The sequence below is a fragment of the Streptomyces sp. NPDC093591 genome (assembly GCF_044764885.1).
In the GTDB taxonomy this organism is placed as follows: Bacteria; Actinomycetota; Actinomycetes; order Streptomycetales; family Streptomycetaceae; genus Streptomyces.
The window spans coordinates 115,171-132,278 of the sequence record NZ_JBIWIY010000008.1; the positions used below are offsets into that span (position 1 = coordinate 115,171).

General features: G+C 72.1%; 20 protein-coding genes. 4 read left to right on the forward strand and 16 right to left on the reverse strand.

The features are described 5' to 3' along the window. Positions 1-60 precede the first annotated feature (60 nt). The gene (locus ACIREI_RS18440; protein ID WP_403333877.1) at positions 61-324 is read right to left on the reverse strand and encodes a DUF6158 family protein; all 264 of its coding nucleotides are present in this window, start codon (positions 322-324) and stop codon (positions 61-63) included. Between the two features lie 58 nt (positions 325-382). Here ACIREI_RS18440 and ACIREI_RS18445 point away from each other — a divergent pair, with 58 nt between their 5' ends. Next, a complete protein-coding gene (locus ACIREI_RS18445) occupies positions 383-1,489 on the forward strand; it encodes a Vms1/Ankzf1 family peptidyl-tRNA hydrolase (RefSeq protein ID WP_403334343.1) in 1,107 nt (368 codons plus the stop codon). 252 nt (positions 1,490-1,741) lie between these two features. Here ACIREI_RS18445 and ACIREI_RS18450 read toward each other — a convergent pair whose 3' ends face one another. Both ACIREI_RS18450 and ACIREI_RS18455 read right to left on the reverse strand, forming a co-directional pair. Further along, the gene (locus ACIREI_RS18450; RefSeq protein ID WP_403333879.1) at positions 1,742-3,361 is read right to left on the reverse strand and encodes an ABC-F family ATP-binding cassette domain-containing protein; all 1,620 of its coding nucleotides are present in this window, start codon (positions 3,359-3,361) and stop codon (positions 1,742-1,744) included. Positions 3,362-3,596: 235 nt separating this feature from the next. After that, positions 3,597-4,250, reverse strand: coding sequence for a histidine phosphatase family protein (locus tag ACIREI_RS18455; protein ID WP_403333881.1), 654 nt, complete (start codon positions 4,248-4,250; stop codon positions 3,597-3,599). Positions 4,251-4,322: 72 nt separating this feature from the next. On the opposite strand from ACIREI_RS18455, the gene ACIREI_RS18460 reads away from it, so the two are divergent. The 3 genes from ACIREI_RS18460 to ACIREI_RS18470 all read left to right on the forward strand — a co-directional run bounded on the left by ACIREI_RS18460 (position 4,323) and on the right by ACIREI_RS18470 (position 7,019). Continuing rightward, positions 4,323-5,816 (forward strand): bifunctional phosphatase PAP2/diacylglycerol kinase family protein, encoded by a 1,494-nt coding sequence (locus ACIREI_RS18460; RefSeq protein ID WP_403333883.1) that lies wholly within the window; start codon positions 4,323-4,325, stop codon positions 5,814-5,816. A gap of 157 nt (positions 5,817-5,973) precedes the next feature. Next, the gene (locus ACIREI_RS18465; protein ID WP_403333885.1) at positions 5,974-6,807 is read left to right on the forward strand and encodes a class I SAM-dependent methyltransferase; all 834 of its coding nucleotides are present in this window, start codon (positions 5,974-5,976) and stop codon (positions 6,805-6,807) included. A gap of 41 nt (positions 6,808-6,848) precedes the next feature. Beyond that, entirely contained in the window at positions 6,849-7,019 is a 171-nt protein-coding gene (locus ACIREI_RS18470; RefSeq protein ID WP_062702272.1) for a hypothetical protein, read from the forward strand. A gap of 55 nt (positions 7,020-7,074) precedes the next feature. Here ACIREI_RS18470 and ACIREI_RS18475 read toward each other — a convergent pair whose 3' ends face one another. Genes ACIREI_RS18475 through ACIREI_RS18535 form a run of 13 tightly spaced genes read right to left on the reverse strand, consistent with a single transcriptional unit; the run spans position 7,075 to position 16,982 of the window. After that, on the reverse strand, positions 7,075-7,359 hold the full coding sequence (locus ACIREI_RS18475) for a gas vesicle protein K (protein WP_274245718.1): 285 nt from the start codon (positions 7,357-7,359) through the stop codon (positions 7,075-7,077). Further along, on the reverse strand, positions 7,356-7,544 hold the full coding sequence (locus tag ACIREI_RS18480; protein WP_031475810.1) for a gas vesicle protein: 189 nt from the start codon (positions 7,542-7,544) through the stop codon (positions 7,356-7,358). Before ACIREI_RS18480 ends, ACIREI_RS18475 begins: the two co-directional genes overlap by 4 nt. Further along, the gene (locus ACIREI_RS18485) at positions 7,541-8,335 is read right to left on the reverse strand and encodes a GvpL/GvpF family gas vesicle protein (protein ID WP_403333887.1); all 795 of its coding nucleotides are present in this window, start codon (positions 8,333-8,335) and stop codon (positions 7,541-7,543) included. The genes ACIREI_RS18480 and ACIREI_RS18485 overlap by 4 nt, the downstream gene beginning before the upstream one ends. Continuing rightward, positions 8,332-8,658: a gas vesicle protein gene (locus ACIREI_RS18490; protein WP_403333889.1), complete on the reverse strand. Its 327-nt coding sequence runs from the start codon at positions 8,656-8,658 to the stop codon at positions 8,332-8,334. Before ACIREI_RS18490 ends, ACIREI_RS18485 begins: the two co-directional genes overlap by 4 nt. Then, positions 8,655-9,761: an SRPBCC family protein gene (locus ACIREI_RS18495; protein WP_403333891.1), complete on the reverse strand. Its 1,107-nt coding sequence runs from the start codon at positions 9,759-9,761 to the stop codon at positions 8,655-8,657. Before ACIREI_RS18495 ends, ACIREI_RS18490 begins: the two co-directional genes overlap by 4 nt. Next, the gene (locus tag ACIREI_RS18500; protein WP_403333893.1) at positions 9,761-10,486 is read right to left on the reverse strand and encodes a DNA primase; all 726 of its coding nucleotides are present in this window, start codon (positions 10,484-10,486) and stop codon (positions 9,761-9,763) included. The genes ACIREI_RS18495 and ACIREI_RS18500 overlap by 1 nt, the downstream gene beginning before the upstream one ends. Further along, the gene (locus ACIREI_RS18505; protein WP_403333895.1) at positions 10,483-10,746 is read right to left on the reverse strand and encodes a gas vesicle protein GvpG; all 264 of its coding nucleotides are present in this window, start codon (positions 10,744-10,746) and stop codon (positions 10,483-10,485) included. Before ACIREI_RS18505 ends, ACIREI_RS18500 begins: the two co-directional genes overlap by 4 nt. A 4-nt stretch (positions 10,747-10,750) precedes the next feature. Further along, positions 10,751-11,521 (reverse strand): GvpL/GvpF family gas vesicle protein, encoded by a 771-nt coding sequence (locus ACIREI_RS18510; RefSeq protein ID WP_403333897.1) that lies wholly within the window; start codon positions 11,519-11,521, stop codon positions 10,751-10,753. Further along, a complete protein-coding gene (locus ACIREI_RS18515; RefSeq protein ID WP_403333899.1) occupies positions 11,518-11,943 on the reverse strand; it encodes a gas vesicle structural protein GvpA in 426 nt (141 codons plus the stop codon). Before ACIREI_RS18515 ends, ACIREI_RS18510 begins: the two co-directional genes overlap by 4 nt. Before the next feature lie 58 nt (positions 11,944-12,001). After that, a complete protein-coding gene (locus ACIREI_RS18520; protein ID WP_403333901.1) occupies positions 12,002-12,334 on the reverse strand; it encodes a gas vesicle protein in 333 nt (110 codons plus the stop codon). Positions 12,335-12,394: 60 nt separating this feature from the next. Further along, positions 12,395-13,324 carry a non-homologous end-joining DNA ligase gene (ligD, locus tag ACIREI_RS18525; RefSeq protein ID WP_403333902.1) on the reverse strand — a complete coding sequence of 310 codons (930 nt, stop codon included), beginning with the start codon at positions 13,322-13,324 and terminating at the stop codon, positions 12,395-12,397. Then, positions 13,321-15,168, reverse strand: coding sequence for a transketolase (locus tag ACIREI_RS18530; RefSeq protein ID WP_403333904.1), 1,848 nt, complete (start codon positions 15,166-15,168; stop codon positions 13,321-13,323). Before ACIREI_RS18530 ends, ligD begins: the two co-directional genes overlap by 4 nt. Next, complete coding sequence (locus ACIREI_RS18535) at positions 15,165-16,982, reverse strand: FAD-dependent oxidoreductase (RefSeq protein WP_403333906.1); 1,818 nt, start codon at positions 16,980-16,982, stop codon at positions 15,165-15,167. The genes ACIREI_RS18530 and ACIREI_RS18535 overlap by 4 nt, the downstream gene beginning before the upstream one ends. Positions 16,983-17,108 lie beyond the last annotated feature (126 nt).

A 17,108-nucleotide genomic window follows, 5' to 3' on the forward strand; every position in this document is an offset into this window, starting at 1 on the left:
GCACCAGCACTGCTGAGCAGGCGAACGACGAGGCTGGGCCACGGCCCGGCCTCGTCCCGTTCACGGGCCGCCCACGCCCCGGTCGCGGGCGCCCTCGCGGGTTCGGCCCGGGGCCACCGTACGGCGTGGGTTGCGGCGCAGGTACTCGCCCTCCAGCTGCGCCATGCGTTCGTTGTGGGCCCGCAGTGCGTCGTTCGAGCCGTACAGCAGCGTGTCGTGGCGCGTCCGGTGGATGGTCTCCAGCTCTTTCATGAGCTGTTGGTCGTCCAGCCGGCCGGGGTCGACTCCGGTCATGGTGGTGCCCCGCTCGTCGTGTTCATTCATGCGGTCCGGGTACCCGCCCGTGGAGCACACAGCCCCCGAGCGGCGTACGGGAGAGACCATGGATCTCGCCTTTCTGCATCCACTGTACGAACACTCCGGGCCCTGGGCCTCCGTGTACGTGGACACCTCACGGCACACGGAGGACACACCGCACGAGCGCCACCTGACCGCCCAGGCCCTGTCCCGGGAACTGGCCGATCAGGGCGCCGACGACGCGACCTGCCGGGCCGTACGGAACGCGCTGGAGGAGCTGGAGCACTCCTCCGAGCCCCATGGGCGTGCGGTCTTCGCCCGCGCCGGTGAGGTGGTCCTCGATCCGCCCCTGGCCCGCGCCCCGCTGCGCGACACCGCCCACTGGGCGCCGCTGCCGCACACCGCGCCGCTGCTGGAGCTGGCGGGTGAGGACCCGGTCTGCGTGGTGGCCTACGTCGACCGCAGGGGCGCCGCCTTCGAGCTGCGCAGCGCGCTGGGGCGGCAGGACGTCGGTTCGGTCACCGGCCGCCGGCATCCGATCCACCGTACGAGTACGTCCGACTGGTCCGAACGGCACTTTCAGCTCAAGGTGGAGAACACCTGGGAGCACAACGCGGCCGAGATCGCCGACGCGCTCACCGTCTGCCAGGAGGAGACGCGGGCCGACCTGCTGATCCTCGTAGGTGACGACCGCGAGCGGCGGACCGTGCACGAACGGCTGCCGCAGCGGCTGCACGACCTCGTGGTCGAGGCCGCGCACGGCACCGGCAGCCGGCTGCTCGACGAGGACGTCGAACGGGCTCGCCAGGAGCATGTACGGCAGCGGGCGGAGCGTGAGCTGGAGCGGTTCCTGGCGGCCCGTGCGCCGGATTCCGAGGGGCGCTCCGCCGCGGTGGAGGGCGTGCCCGCGCTGATCGAGGCCGCCCGGGAGCACCGGATCGACGAGCTTCTGATTCGCCCGGACGGTCCCGACGCGCACCGGGAGGTGTGGATCGGTGAGGAGCCGGACCAAGTGGCGGTGCGCCGTACGGATCTGAAGATCCTCGGCGAACAGCGCTCGTGGGCGGCGCGTGCGGACGACGCGCTGATCCGCTGCGCGGTCGCGACGGGCGCCCCCGCGCTGTCGGTGACGCCGGCGGCCCAGGGGGAGGCCCCGGTGGGCGGCCTGGGCGCGCTGCTGCGCTGGCAGTGACGGCCCCGGGTACGGACCGCCGGGTTTCTCGCCCCCGCCGCCCCTACCCGTCCCATCCTCCAGGGGCGCTGCCCCTTCGACCCCGCTCCCAGGGGGCTCCGCCCCCTGGACCCCCGCTCCTCAAACGCCGGAGGGGCTGAGATCTTCAGCCCGTCCGGCGTTTGAGGACGAGGCCCCTTCAGGGCCGAAGCGGGGGTCGGGGGCGGCAGCCCCCGGGGACGGGACGGGTAGGGGCGGCGGGGGCGCAAGAAGCTACCGGGTTCGCTCCACCCGGCGTTCGTCCCACACCGCCTCCGCCGTCTCCCGCACCCGCCCATCGCTGCCGAAGACCAGGTACCGGTCGAACGACCGCGCGAACCAGCGATCGTGCGTGACCGCCAGCACCGTCCCCTCGAAGGCCTCCAGCCCCTCCTGGAGCGCCTCCGCGGACTCCAGGTCGAGGTTGTCCGTCGGCTCGTCGAGGAGCAGGGCCGTGACCCCCTCCAGCTCCAGCAGCAGGATCTGGAAGCGGGCCTGCTGCCCTCCGGAGAGCCGGTCGAAGGCCTGCTCGGCCTGATGCGTGAGCTCGTAGCGGCGCAGCCGGGACATCGCCGCGCCCCGGTCCTGGGCGTGCTCCTTCCACAGGATGTCGAGGAGCGTACGACCGACGAGCTCCGGATGCGCGTGCGTCTGCGCGAAGTGCCCGGGCACGACACGCGCCCCCAGCTTCCACTCCCCCGTGTGCGCCACGTCCTCGCCGGCCAGCAGCCGCAGGAAGTGCGACTTGCCGGAGCCGTTGGAGCCGAGGACGGCGACGCGTTCGCCGTAGAAGACCTCCAGGGAGAACGGCTTCATCAGCCCCGTGAGCTCAAGTCCCTCGCAGGTGACGGCCCGCACCCCGGTACGGCCGCCCTTCAGCCGCATCCTGATGTCCTGCTCGCGCGGCGGCTCCGGGGGCGGGCCGGCCTCCTCGAACTTGCGCAGCCGGGTCTGGGCGGCGCGGTAGCGGGAGGCCATGTCGGGGCTGTTCTCGGCGGCTTGACGGAGCGTCAGCACCAGCTTCTTCAGCTGGGCGCGCTTCTCGTCCCAGCGCCTGCGCAACTCCTCGAAACGGGCGAAGCGTTCACGCCGTGCCGCGTGGTACGTCCCGAAGCCGCCGCCGTGCACCCAGGCGTCGGCGCCCGCCGGCGAGGGCTCCACCGACACGATCTTCTCGGCGGCGCGGGCGAGGAGTTCGCGGTCGTGGGAGACGAACAGGACCGTCTTGCGGGTCTCCTTCAGCCGCTCCTCCAGCCAGCGCTTGCCGGGCACGTCGAGGTAGTTGTCCGGCTCGTCGAGCAGGAGCACCTCGTCGGTGCCGCGCAGCAGCGCCTCCAGCACCAGCCGCTTCTGCTCGCCGCCCGACAGGGTCCGCACCTGCCGCCACTGCGCCTTCTCGTACGGCACGCCGAGCGCGGCCGTGGTGCACATGTCCCACAGCGTCTCGGCCTCGTACCCGCGCGCCTCGGCCCAGTCGGCGAGCGCCTGCGCGTACTTGAGCTGGGCGGCCTCGTCATCGACGGTCATGAGGGCGTGCTCGGCGGCGTCGACGGCCCGCGCGGCCTCGCGGATACGGGGCGCGGCGACCGAGACGAGCAGGTCGCGCACGGTCGTCTCGTCCCGTACGGACCCCACGAACTGCCGCATCACGCCGAGGCCGCCGCTGACGGTGACGGTGCCGCCGTGCGGTTTCAGCTCGCCGGAGATCAGCCGCAGCAGGGTCGTCTTGCCGGCCCCGTTGGGCCCGACCAGGGCGACGACAGCCCCTTCGCCCACCCGGAAGGACACGTCGCCGAGCAACGCCCTCCCGTCGGGGAGGTAGTACTCGAGATGCGCGGCTTCCAGATGTCCCATGGGGCCGAATTCTGAGGTCCACCGACGGCACGGGGCAAACGCTTATCCGACACACACGGTCCCGCTAAGCGTCGGCCCGCGCATTCCAGCCTGTCCGGCGTTTGAGGACGAGGCCCGTTCAGGGCCGAAGCGGGGGCCTGGGGGCGGCAGCCCCCAGGGGCGGGGTCGAAGGGGCGGCAGCCCCTTGAGGATGGGACGGGTAGGGGCGGCCGGGGCGAAAACCGCGGCGCAAGCCCTACTCGGCGTCCACCGGCCGCCCCGTGGGCCCACCCTCCCCCGCCGGAGCCACCACGGCCCCCGCCCAGCTCAACGCCTTCCACCCATCGGACGGCGTCCCCTCCAGAACCACCACCCCGGTGTTGTCGAGGGGATGCGCGGCGGCGAAGGGAACGTCGACGTTGTCCGCCCGGGCCGCCGTCCACATACGGATCGCGGCGCCATGGCTGACCACCGCGACGGTCCCGGCCCCGCTGGAGGCGGCCTCGGCCACCACGGCGTCATACCGCCCCAGCACCTCCGCCCCGCTCTCCCCGCCCGGCATGCGCAGCTCCGTGTCACCGGCCGCCCAGGCGAACACCGTCCTCATGTACAGCTCGCCCTGCGCGGTGTCCCCGCGCAGCATCTCCAGGTCCCCCGCGCACACCTCCCGGATCCCGTCGCGTACGAGCACGTCGAGGCCGCGCGCGGCGGCGAGCGGGGCGGCGGTGAGCTGGGTGCGGATCAGGGTGGAGGCGTAGATCGCCTCGATGTCCTCGTCGGCCAGCGCCTCGGGGAGTACCGCCGCCTGCTGTTCGCCGAGCGCGGTCAGGCCGGCGCCCGGGACGGCCGTGTCCAGCAGGTAGTCCACGTTGGAGGGCGTCTGGCCGTGGCGGACGAGGAGCAGGCGCATGTACGGGTTCCTCCGTGTGTCGGTCACCGTCGGCCGGACAGGAATCGGCCACTTCAGGGTACCCAGCCCTGTATGAGCCCAGACGTCGACCTCACCGTCCCGAAGCCCGGCCGGCACGCCCTGCGCGACCGGCTCCTCGCCCTCGACTCCCGGCTGTTCGAGTTCGCCGCGGAGCGGAACTGGCCGTATGCCGAGCGGGTCCTGCCGCGGCTGAGCCGGAGCGCGAACCACGGGGTGCTGTGGTTCGCGACGGCCGCCGCCATCGCCGCCGGCCGCACCCCACGGGGCCGTCGGGCCGCGGCCCGGGGGCTCGCCTCGTTGAGCCTGGCCTCGCTGACCATCAACACCCTCGGCAAGCGGTCGGTGCGCCGCCCCCGCCCGCTCCTGGACCCCGTACCGCTGGTCCGGCAGCTGAAGCGGCAGCCGATCACCACCTCGTTCCCGTCCGGGCATGCCGCGTCGGCCGCCGCGTTCGCGACCGGTGTCGCCCTGGAATCGCCCGCGTGGGGCCTGGCGGTGGCCCCGATCGCGTGGTCGGTGGCGCTGTCCCGCGTGTACACCGGCGTCCACTTCCCGAGCGACGTACTGGCGGGCGCCGCCCTGGGCGCGGGTGCGGCGTTCGCGGTGCGGGGCATGGTGCCGACGCGTGACCGGCTGATCCCGCCGGCCCGGCCCCGCACGGACGTTCCGGCGCTGCCGGACGGAGCCGGCCTGGTGGTGGTCGCCAACCAGGGGGCACGCACGGCGGACCGGGTGCACGCCCTGCTGGACGCGCTGCCGCGCGCCGAGGTCGTCGAGTGCGAACCGAGCTATGTCCGCGCCGAGTTGCGCAAGGCGGCGGCCCGCGCGCGGGTGCTCGGCGTGTGCGGCGGCGACGGCACGGTGAACGCGGCCGCCGAGGTGGCCCTGCGGCACGGTCTGCCCCTCGCGGTGCTGCCCGGCGGCACGCTGAACCACTTCGCCCACGACCTGGGCGTGGAGGACGAACGCGATCTGGTCCGGGCCGTCCAGCGGGGCGAGGCGGTGCGCGTGGACGTGGGCCGGTTCACCTGCGACGGCCGGCACGGTCTGTTCCTCAACACCTGCAGTCTGGGCGTGTATCCGGAGCTCGTGCGCAAGCGCGACCGCTTCGCGCCCCGGATCGGTGCCTGGCCGGCCGGCGTGTTCGCGGCCCTGCGCGTGCTGCGCAGCGGCCGCCACCCGCTGCACGCCGAAGTCGGCGGCCGCGCCCACCCGTTGTGGCTGCTGTTCGCCGGGAACGGCACCTACCACCGGCTGGGCCTCGCCCCCGCCCGCCGCCTGGACCTCGCGGACGGCGTGCTCGACGTACGGGTCGTGCACGGCGGCCGCCGCCCCGCCCTGCGCCTGCTCGCGGCCGCCCTCGCGGGCCCGCTGACCCGCTCCCCGGCCCATGCGGCGGTCCAGGTGGGCCGACTGCACCTGTCGGGGGTCACACCGGGCGCGCTTCTCGCGTACGACGGTGAAGTCACCGAGGTGGGGGGCGAGGTGACGCTGGAGAAGCTGCCGGAGGCGCTGACGGTCTACCGTCCGCTGCACAGCTCCTGAGCAGCCATCTCCTGACGATCAGCCATCTTCTGACGGCTAGTCAGTCCAGATGGCAAAACATGGGTCTCACCATTCGACATGCGAGCGTACGGTGTCACGTACCGCCCGGCAGGGCCGCGCGCCCCGTGAGCGGTACGACGAGACGAGGGGAACAGCCATGTCGAAGGCACCGTCGAAGGCACAGGAGACCGCCGTCTACACGCACGGGCACCACGAGTCCGTGCTGCGCTCGCACACCTGGCGCACCGCCGCCAACTCGGCGACCTATCTGCTCGGCTCGCTGAAGCCGCACATGAGGATCCTGGACGTCGGCTGCGGACCGGGCACCATCACCGCCGACCTGGCGGCCCTGGTCCCCGACGGGCACGTCACCGGTGTCGACCGGGCGCCGGAGATCCTGGAGCAGGCCCGGGCCACGGCCAGCGGACGGGGTCTGACGAACGTCGATTTCGCCGTCGCGGACGTCCACGCCCTGGACTTCCCGGACGACACGTTCTGTGTGGTCCACGCCCACCAGGTGCTCCAGCACGTCGGCGATCCGGTGGGTGCGCTGCGCGAGATGAGGCGGGTCACCAGACCGGGCGGCTTCATCGCGGTCCGCGACTCGGACTACGCGGCCATGACCTGGTACCCCGCGTCCGGGGGGATGGACGACTGGCTGGACCTGTACCGCCGGGTCGCCCGTGCCAACGGTGGCGAACCGGACGCCGGACGCCGGCTGAAGTCGTGGGCACTGCGGGCGGGGCTCACCGACGTCACGGCCACGTCGAGCACCTGGACCTTCGCCACGCCGGACGAGCGGGCCTGGTGGAGCGGTCTGTGGGCGGACCGCACGCTGGCCTCGGCCTATGCCGAGCGGGCCACGCAGGGCGGGCACGCGAGCGCCGAGCAGCTGCGGGCCGTGTCGGAGGCGTGGCGGGAGTGGGGACGCCAGGAGGACGGCTGGTTCAGCGTGCTGCACGGGGAGATTCTGTGCCGTAAGGAAGTCTGAATCGCGAATTTCTGGTGACTCGGCAAGCAGGAGGTCAAATCATGGTTCCTATTCTGCTCGTGTTGCTACTGGCCCTGATCCTGTTCGGTGCCGGATTCGCGCTGAAGGCCCTGTGGTGGATCGCGATCGCGGTTCTCGTGGTGTGGCTCCTTGGTTTCGTCATGCGTGGCACGACCACGGCAGGCGGCCGGGGTCGCTGGTATCGGTGGTGAGTTGATTTCATTCCCAGGGGAATCAGGGGGAATCGGGAAATCATTTCCCTCCCTTTCACTCCCTGGGAAGCAGCGGTCCCAGCGGCCCGAGGTCCAGGTTCAGGTCCTCGGGCCGCAGTCCGTAGCGCTCGCGCAGCTCGGTCATACGGTCGTCGAGCAGCATCAGCGTGAGCCCGATCCGTTCCTCCTGCTCCTCGCTCAGGTCACCCTCGTCGAAGCGGCGCAGCGCCTGGCGCTCCATGAGCTGGCGCAGTAGTTCCACGACTGTCAGGACGAGCTTCACCAGGTCGCGTTCCACGGTGTCGGGCTCGAGGTCCAGCCGGTTGCGGCGAGACGTCATGTCAGCTCCCCCCAGGGTGACGGGACCTGCTCGTTGACGGAGCTGATCAGCGCGTTCAGATCGATGCGGACGAGGTCGACGTCCGCGATGCGCAGGGTGATGTCCCCCGTGACGACGACGCCTCCGGCGAGCAGCCGGTCGAGCAGATCCACGAGGGCGATCTCACGGCGTTCGACGACGGTCACGGGCCCACCTCCGGCTCCTCCACCGCGAACTCCCCGGTGAAGGAATAGGCCGCCCAGGGTCCGGTGAGTTCGACCCGAATTCCGGGGGCGTCGTCCTTGGCGCGGTCCACGAGTTCCACGAATTCCTCGGAATCCGCACGCGGCACCAGATAGGCGGCGTTGAGCACATTCTGCCCGGGCGCGCGGGAAAGGGCGGAGTTCTGCGGGGCGTGCATCCGGGAATCCTCGGCGAACGAGGAAAGCGTTTCGTGCAGTCGGCCGGCGAATTCGGTGGCCCGGTGCCACACGTCCTCGCGGGCCTGTGTCTGCATACGGCGGCGGCGCAGATAGTCGCGGCCCGACACGGCCTTGGCCTCGGGCCGGGGCTCGGCGGGCTTCGCGGCCTCCGCCGGTTGCGTCTCGGCGTACACCTTCACGCCCCACTCCACCCGCCCCTCCAGCCGGTCGAGGACGCGGCGGAAGTCCTCCTCGCGTGCCTCCATCATGGTCCGTACGCCGCTGTCGTCCCGGAAGACGGTGGCCAGCCGCAACGGCAGCGGGGTCGTGACGACGGTGAGCGCGTCGATGACCGTCTGGTGGGCGCGGGCCGTCGCGGTGAGCCAGTCCAGGTCCTCCAGGTGGGCACGGAGCGGCTCCTCGGCGAAGTCCACCTCCGGCACCGTACTGACCACGGCGATCAGGCCGTGGTGCGTCAGCTGCTTCGGCGGCGCCCCGGCGACCCCGGACAGCTGGGCCTGCAGGGCGGAGCGAAAGGGGCGGCAGACGGCGTAGACGTAGCGCAGGCCGGTCATGGGGCCTCCTCCTCTTCCCCTGCGGGCTCCAGCTGGGCCAGACGTTCGCGCAACTCGGCGTTCTCCCGGGCGAGTTCGTTGCGGCGGGCACGGGAGGACAACGCCGGGTCGTCCTCCCACCAGTCGATGCCCATCTCCTTCGCCTTGTCGACCGAGGCGACGATGAGGCGCAGCTTGACGGTGAGCAGCTCGATGTCGAGCAGGTTGATCCGGATGTCGCCCGCGATGACGATGCCCTTGTCCAGCACCCTTTCCAGGATGTCGGCGAGGTTGGCGCCGCTGCCCTGGCCGTAGGGCTCGGGAAGCCGGCTGGACATCGTCATCGTCGGCTCCCGCCGCCGGCGTACTCGGGTTCGTCCTCGTCCTCGTACTCGGGCTCGTCCTCGTACGCGTCCTCGGGCTCCTCTTCGTCCTCGTCCTCTTCGTCCTCTTCGTCGACTTCTTCGTCTTCCTCGTACGCGCCCTCGGGCTCCTCGTCCTCCGCGTACTCGCCGGTCTCCTCGCTCTCGCCGTTCTCGTCGTACTCCTCCTCGTCCTCGTCCTCCGCGACCGCGTCCTCATGGCTGCGGACGACCTCGCCGTCGCGGATCTCGCCACGCCAGCCGTCCTCGGCCTCTCCCTTGAGGGTGACGAAGCGGACGTAGTTCTTGAGGTCGAGACGGGCCCGGCGGCCCTGGGCGCGCCAGAGGTTGCCGGTCTTCTCGAACAGGCCCTGGGGGTAGTACTCGACGACCAGCAGGACGCGGGTGAGGCTGTCGTCGAGCCGGTGGAAGGAGACGACGCCCTTGGTGGTGCCCTTCGCACCCTCCGACGTCCAGGCGATCCGGTCGTCCGGTATCTGCTCGGTGGTGTGCGCCTTCCAGCTGCGGTTGGACCAGAAGACCTTGAGCTGCCAGTCGGAGGTCGTGTCGTCGGCGCGCTTCGCGCTCTTCACGCCCTTCGCGAAGGTGCTGAAGTCCTGGTACTGGGTCCACTGGTCGTACGCGGTGCGCAGCGGCACGCCCACATCGACGTACTCGATGATGACGGTGGGCTTGTTGCCCGCCGCGCCCTTGCCCTTCCCCTTGGCGTCCTTCGCCTTGCCGGCGAGGTTCTTGAACGCCCCGACCACGCTGTCCTTGGCGCTGGTGGCGCCGACCTCCAGCGCGCTGCGCAGCGGGCCCTTGCCCTCGGCGAGCTTGCGGCCGCCGTCGAGGGCGAGCTTGCCCAGGCCCGGGCTGCGGCCCTCGGCGACATCGGTCAGCTTGACCGTGGCCTCGCCGAGTTTGCGTCCGGCCCCGACGAGCATCCGCTGGGCCTGCGCGGCGAGGTACTCCTGGAGTTCGGCCTTGAGCCGGTCGGCGGCCTCGCTGTGGGCCAGACCGGCAAGTGGTTGCTTCGCCGCTCCGCCGGCCGCGGAGCTCACGGATCCGAGGGTGTCGGTCATCACCCGTCACCGCCCTTCGACTGGCGCGCCCGGCCGCTGCGGGCGGATCCGCGAGCCCCAGCCGTCTTGCGCTCGGCCGACTTGCCGGTCCCGCTCCGCTTCGCCGCCGCCTTCCCGGGCGCTGTCCTGCCGGCGGTGGTCTTCTTCGCCGCCGTTTTCTTCGCGGGGGCCTTCTTGGCCGCCTTCTTGGCGGTCTTCTTCGGCGCGCCCCGCTTCGCCGTCGCCTTCCGGGACGGCTCCTCGTCCTCGGGCTCTTCCTCGGACTCCTCGGACTCCGCGAGCTCCTCGGATTCCTCGCGGTCCTCGGGCTCGTCCGATGCGCCTTCCTCGTCCTCGGCGCGCGGCTCCTCGTCCTCGGCCTCCTCCTCGGACTCCTCGTCCTGCCCGCCGAGATCCGGCGTCGGCACCGCCCCCGAGAGCTGCTCGCGCATCTTGGTGGTACGTCCGTGCAGCCGGTCGGCGAGCGCGTCGAGCCGGCGCTCCACCAGGGCGCCGGACGCTGCCCCGCCGACGCCGCGCAGGTCCTCGCGCAGCTGGTCCCCGATTTCCTTGAGCTGCGGGTTGTTCTGCAGCTGCTGGGAGACCGCGTCGGTGATGGCCCGTGGGCTCAGATGCATGCGCTTGCCCGCCACGAGAGTGCCGACGGCGACCGCCATTTTCAGTTTCCTCGTCCGTCCGAGGACGTATCCGGCCCCTACCGCGAGGCCCAGTCCCGCTCGGTTCATCGTGCTGTCCCGTCGCCGTTGCCGTACCCTGCGCGCAGGCCGATCTCCAGCCGGTCGAGGAGTTCGTCCTCCCGGCGGTCGAACTCCTCCTCGTCGATCTCGCCCGCGTTCAACTGCTCTTCCAGATTCGCCAGTTCGGCCCGTACAGCGGACGGGTCGTAGTAGAGGCGTTCCGCCTCGCGCAGCACCTGTCTGATCACCCAGCCGCTGCCGCGCACCGGGGCGAACGGCAGCAGCAGGACCTCTCCGATCAGTCCCACGGCCTCACCCCTTCGCCGTTCCGCCGCCGGACATGCTGTCCGCGGGCTCGGCGGGGCCGGGCTCGACGAAGCTGTACGGCGGCAGCGGGCCGTTGACCCGCAGGTCGAGGTGCGGATGACCCTTGCGCAGCTGCTCGACGGCGGTCATGAACGTCTCGGCCGAGTCCCGGGCGACCAGGAACGACACGTTGGCGAGCCAGCCGGTGGACTCGGGACCCACGCTGACCGCGTCGGCGACCGGTTCCAGCGTGTGCTGGACGTCGGTCGCGTCCTCGGCCTCCTGGGCCTTGACCGCGGCGACCACCATCTCGCCGAGCCGGAGCCGGTCCTCGTAGGTTCCGCCGCCGGACTGCCGGTTGGCCTGCGTCATGGCCCGGATCTCCGGGTTCTCGGCCAGGACGCGGTGCAGCACGGCCTCCTCGGCGTGTGTGGCCTTCACGTTGTACTCGACCTTGCCGTCGAGGGCCCGCAGGCGTTCCTTGTAGTGCTCCATGCGTTCGGCGAGCACCCCGGTGACCGTGTCGTCATCGGGGGCGACGCTGCCGAAGCGCATGGGCAGGACGCAGCCGGTCGCGCCCGCCTCGGCGAGCACGTTGGAGTGGGCGAGCAGCTCCCTGCGCTTGGGGCGCAGATCCTCCGGGGCGTCGCTGACCAGGGCGGCGAGCGAACCCTCCGTCAGGACGCGCACCGGGCGCGGCGGGTCTCCGACACCGGCCAAGTCCTTCGGAAGGTCGGAATGCGAGCTCGCGGTGATGCCGTACACATAGGTACTCACTCCTGCTCCTCCTTCCTACGCGTCGTGCCGGCCTTGCGGGTCCGCTGCCTGGGCTGCTCCTCGCCTTCCTCACGCGCCTGCTTGAAGGCGTCGGAGATGGTCTCGGCGGCGCCGGACAGCGCCCCCTTGGACTTGCCGCGCGCACCGGACTCGGTGATCTCGCCGACCATGTCGGGCAGGCCCGGGCTCTTGCGCGGCCCGGCCTCCAGGTCGAGCCGGTTGCACGCCTCCGCGAAGCGGAGATAGGTGTCGACGCTGGCGACGACGACTCGGACGTCGATCTTCAGGATTTCGATGCCGACCAGGGAGACTCGCACGAAAGCGTCAATCACGAGCCCCCTGTCGAGGACGAGCTCCAGTACGTCGTAGAGGCCGCTGCTGCCGCCTCCGCCGCCGGTCTGCTGTGCCGGGACAACGGTCATGCCGACCGTTCCTCCTTGTCCTTGTCTCATGACGGTGTGCTGGGCGTGGGCGGACGGCCTACCGACCGCCGCTCCTGTGAGCGTCGGAACGCCCACGTTCGTACCGGCGCACGCGCCGGTACCCGGTGAGCTGCCCCTCGGGGTCGAGATCGACCTGGTAGCTCGCCATCAGGCTCATCGTGTCGGGGACGCGGGCCAGTTCCAGGACCTCGATCTCGAGCGTCCAGCCGTCCTCCGTCTGCTCGAAGGACGACACCGTCTCCGCGTTCATGCCGGTGAGTTCGGCGAGCTGTGTCCGTGCCTGGCGCAGGACCTCCATCGGGGTCGGCCGTTCGTCCGCCCCGCCCGTCTGCCGTCTGGATGACTTGGGTGTGTTCTGTGAATCATTCATGGGCGCCTCCTGCGCCGAGTGGCCAGGAAGGCGCGGGCCAAACCCTCCGGGGCGGCTTCTTCAACCCCGCAGGGCGTCGAGCCTGCGCCGCGCCGGTCCGAGGGCGCGGCCGCGGTCCAGCAGCCCGGACCACGGGTTGGTGCGGGCGTGCTCCACCGCGTCGGCGATGCTCCAGCGGCGGGCGTCCAGGTCCGGGTCGTCCAGCTCGGCCCAGGTCAGGGGTGTGGCGACGGGTGCGCCGGGCCGGGCGCGGACGGTGTAGGGGACGACGGCGGTCTGGGCGTAGGCGTTGCGCTGCACGTCGAGGTAGAGGCGGTCGCCGCGGTCCTTCTTGCGGGCGGCGGTGGTGAGCCGGTCCGGGTGGGCCGACTCGAGCAGGCCGGCGACGTCCTTGGCGAACTCCCGGACCTCGTCGAAGTCGTGGTGCCCGTTCAGCGGGACGACGATGTGCAGGCCGCGCGAGCCGGTGGTCATCGGCGCCGACGGCAGCCCCAGTTCGTCGAGGAGCTCACCGAGGAGCCCGGCCGCCTCCCTGACCTGCGCGAAGGAGTCCTCGGCCGGGTCGAGGTCGAAGACCAGCCGGTCGGGCCGGTCGAGGCGGTCGGTGCGGGAGAGCCAGCGGTGCAGGGTGAGGCAGGCCTGGTCGGTGAGGAAGACGAGGCTCGCGGTGTCGTCGCAGACCGTGTGACAGACCGTGCCGTCCTCTTTGGGCACCTCGATGCGGGTGATCCACTCCGGGTAGTTCTCCGGAGTGTTCTTCTGCATGAACCTCGGCCCGTCGACGCCGTCGGGAAGCCGCTCCAGCATGAGGGGGCGGCCGCGCAGATGCGGCAGCATGAACGCGGCGACGGACCGGTGGTAGTCGACGAGGTCGCCCTTGGTGTACTCCTTGGCGCCGCCGCCCCCGGGAAACAGCACCTTGTCGACGCGTTTGACCTCGACGGTACGGCGACCGGCCCGTACCTTCCTGGTGGCGTCGTCGCCGGTCATCGTACGACGGCCTCCTCGACCAGCAGCTTGCCCGCGGCGGCGATGGACGCGGCGTCGATCCCGGCCGCGTGCAGCTGCTCGTCCGGGGATGCCGAGCCCGGCATCATGCGGACGGCGAGGCGGACCAGGCGGGGCACGGGGCGCCCGTCGAGGAAGGCGTCGAGGACGGCGTCGCCGATCCCGCCCTCCTCGTGGTGGTCCTCCACCGTCAGCAGGCAGCCGGTGTCCTCGGCGGCCCGGCGCAGGGTGTCCCGGTCGACGGGCTTGACGGAGTAGAGGTCGACGACCCTGACCTGGATGCCCTCGCGGTCCAGGGCGTCGGCGGCGGCGAGGGCCTCGTGCACGGTGGCGCCGGCGGCGACGACGGTCAGCCGGTCGTAGGGGCTGGACCGCAGCACCTTGCTGCCGCCGACGGGGAACTCCTCGTCGGATCCGTAGATGACCGGGCTCGCGCCGCGCGAGGTGCGCAGATAGCGGACGCCTTCCAGTGCGGCCATGGCGGCGACGAGCTGGGCGGTCTGGTTGGCGTCGCACGGGTACAACACGGTCGAGCCGTGCACGGCCCGCATCATCGCCAGGTCCTCCAGGCCCATCTGGCTCGGCCCGTCCTGCCCGATCGCGACACCGGCGTGCGAGCCGACGAGGTTGATTCCGGCGCCGCTGACCGACGCCATGCGCACGAAATCGTAGGCGCGGGTCAGGAAGGCGGCGAAGGTGGAGGCGTACGGCACCCATCCGCGCGTCGAGAGCCCCACCGCGGCGGCGACCAGCTGCTGCTCGGCGATGTAGCACTCGAAGAAGCGGTCGGGGTGTGCCTTGGCAAAGAACTCGGCGCGCGTGGAGTCGCTGACCTCGCCGTCGAGGGCGACGACGTCACCGCGGCCGGTGCCGAGCGCGGCGAGCGCCTCGCCGTAGGCGTTGCGCGTGGCGACCTCCTCCCCCTTCTCCCAGCGGGGCAGTTCGAGGTGCCCGGCCGGGACGGCGTGCAGCATGCGGGCGGCGGGCGGTTCGTGGACGCGGACGTGGATGTCGCGGGGGCCGCCGAGCTCGGCGATCGCCTCGTCGGCGTCCGGCAGCGGCTTCCCGTGCAGTCCTTCGCGGTCCTGGACGGACTGGACGCCCTTGCCCTTGAGCGTGCGGGCGAGGACGACGGTGGGCTGCCCGCTGGTGGACCGCGCCTCCCCGTACGCCCGGTCGACGGCGTCCACGTCATGCCCGTCCACCTCGACGGTGTGCCAGCCGAAGGCCTGGAAGCGGCGGGCGTAGGCGTCCAGATCATGCCCGTGCCTGGTCGGCCCGCGCTGCCCGAGCCGGTTCACGTCGACGATCACGGTGAGGTTGTCCAGATGCTCGTACGCCGCGTGCTCGGCGGCCTCCCACACGGACCCCTCGGCGAGCTCACTGTCGCCGCACAGCACCCACACCCGGTACCCGGCCCGGTCGAGCCGCTTCCCGGCCAGCGCGATCCCGACCCCGATCGGCAGCCCCTGCCCGAGCGATCCGGTGGCCGTCTCCAGCCACGGCAGCCGGCGCGGCGTGGGGTGCCCTTCGAGACGGCTGCCGATCTTGCGGAAGGTGAGCAGTTCGCCGTCCTCTATGGCGCCCGCCGCCTTGTACGCCGAGTACAGCAGGGGCGAGGCGTGTCCCTTGGACAGGACGAAGCGGTCGTTGCCGGGGTGGGCGGGCCGGTCGAAGTCATAGCGAAGGTGGTTCGCGAGGAGTACGGCCGTCAGATCGGCGGCAGACATCGACGACGTCGGATGCCCCGACCCGGCCGCGGCTGAGGCCCGCACACTGTCCACCCGCAACTGCTGGGCGAGCTCGACGAGTTCAGCGGTGTTCATGAGGCTCCTTCCGAAGGGTTGTGGGAGCGGGGGTCGGGCGGTTCGGGAGCTGTGGGGGCGTCGGGGTGGGGCTTGTGGGTGGACGGGGTGCCGGGGGGTGGTTCGCCGCCTGCGGGGTCGTCTCCGGCCGGCCCGGGCGCGGGTCGCTTCACGGGGCCGGGGGGCTCGGCGTGCTTGGCGGCGTCGGGATCCTGGACGGGGTCGGGCGGTTCCGGCTTCTCGGGGGTGCCCGCGCGGCCACCCGGGCGCGAGTCCCCGCCGCCCTTGACGGCATCGGGCCGCCGGACGGAAAGGGGCGCGCCGAAGCGCTTGCTGTCCTGGGCCTCCACCGCGTCAGGGTGCTCCGCGGCGCCCCCGGCGCCCGCGGATCCTGGCCGCGCGGCCTTGGCGGGTTCCCCGCCGGGCTGGTTCATCGCAGGCTCCCCACCGGGCTGGCTCTTCGCAGGCTCACCGCCCGACCAACTCCTCGCAGGCTCACGACCGGACCGGCTCTCCATCCCCCGCTCCCCGTCCTTGGCCACCCGGGCCAGCTCAGGCGACGCGGTGTCGAGCGGTACCGACCACGACCGCACCAGGCCCAACTGCACGGCCTGGCGGGGCAGTACGGCGTCCAGGAGCCAGTCGGCGGCGACGCGGACGCGGTTGCCGGGCATCGCGGCGAGGTGGTAGCCACGGGTGACGGCGCCCGCCGCCACTCCGGAGAGGTGGACGCCGAGCGGGTTGGCGGCCGCCTTGACGCCGCCCAGGTCCACGACGAAGCCCATGTCGCGGTGGCGGTAGGCGCGCCGCTCCCCCATGCCGAGGGACGCGGCGACGTTGTGGGCCACGGCCTTGCCCTGCCGCCAGGCGTGCTGGGCGGTCATCGGCGTGTACTGGCCGGGCTTCTCCAGGTCGGGCACGGCGGCCCCGTCGCCGGCGGCGAACACCTCGGGCCGGCCCGGCACTTGGAGGTGCGCATCGACGAGGAGGCGGCCCCGCTCCAGGGGCAGTCCGAGGGACTCGGCGAGCGGATCGGGCCGTACGCCGACGCACCACACCAGCGTGCGGGTGTCGACGAACTCGCCGTCGGTCAGCAGCACTCCGCCGTGCGTGGCCTCCTTCACGGAGGTGCCCATCCGCACCTCCACGCCCCGCTGCCGCAGCACCCGGTCGGCGGTGCGCGACAGCCGCTGGTCCAGCTCGGGCAGGACGCGGTCGGCGATGTCGAGCAGCAGCCAGCGGGGCCGTATGCCTGCCCGCAGAGGATGTTTGCGCACCTGGGCGTCGGTGAACAGCTTGCCCTGCGCGGCGACCTCCGTACCGGTGTATCCGGCACCCACCACCACGAAGGTGCAGCGCGCCGAGCAGTTCTCGGGGTCGTCGGCGGCGGCCGCGAGTTCCACCTGCCGGGTCACGTGGTCACGCAGATAGAGCGCCTCGGGCAGGCCGCGGAAGCCGTGGGCGTGCTCGGCGACGCCAGGGATGGGCAGCAGCTTGTTGACGCTGCCCGCGGCGAGGATCAGCCGGTCGAAGGTGAGGCTCCCGCCGTCGCCCTCGGGGCCGGTGTAGTGCACGGTGTGCCCGTCGAGGTCGATGGCGTCGGCCTCACCCAGCACCAGCCGGACGTGCGGCAGGGTGCCGGAGAGGGAGACGGTCACCCGGCGCGGTTCCAGGATGCCGGCGGCGACCTGGGGCAGCAGGGGCAGGTACAGGAAGTAGTCGGTCGGGTTCAGCAGGGTGATGTCGGCTTGGTGCCGGGTGAGCCGGGACAGGGTGCGGGCTGCCCGGTACCCGGCGAATCCGGCGCCGACGATCACTATGCGGGGTCGACTCACGGTTGACCTCCGGGGCTGTCGCGTACCTCGGGAGCCTTCCGCGTCCCCCTGGCCAGGGCCCCCAAACGTCGTCCCCCGGGCAGCGCCGGTTTCCGGCACGCCGACCCGGCCGGCCCGGTTTCCTGC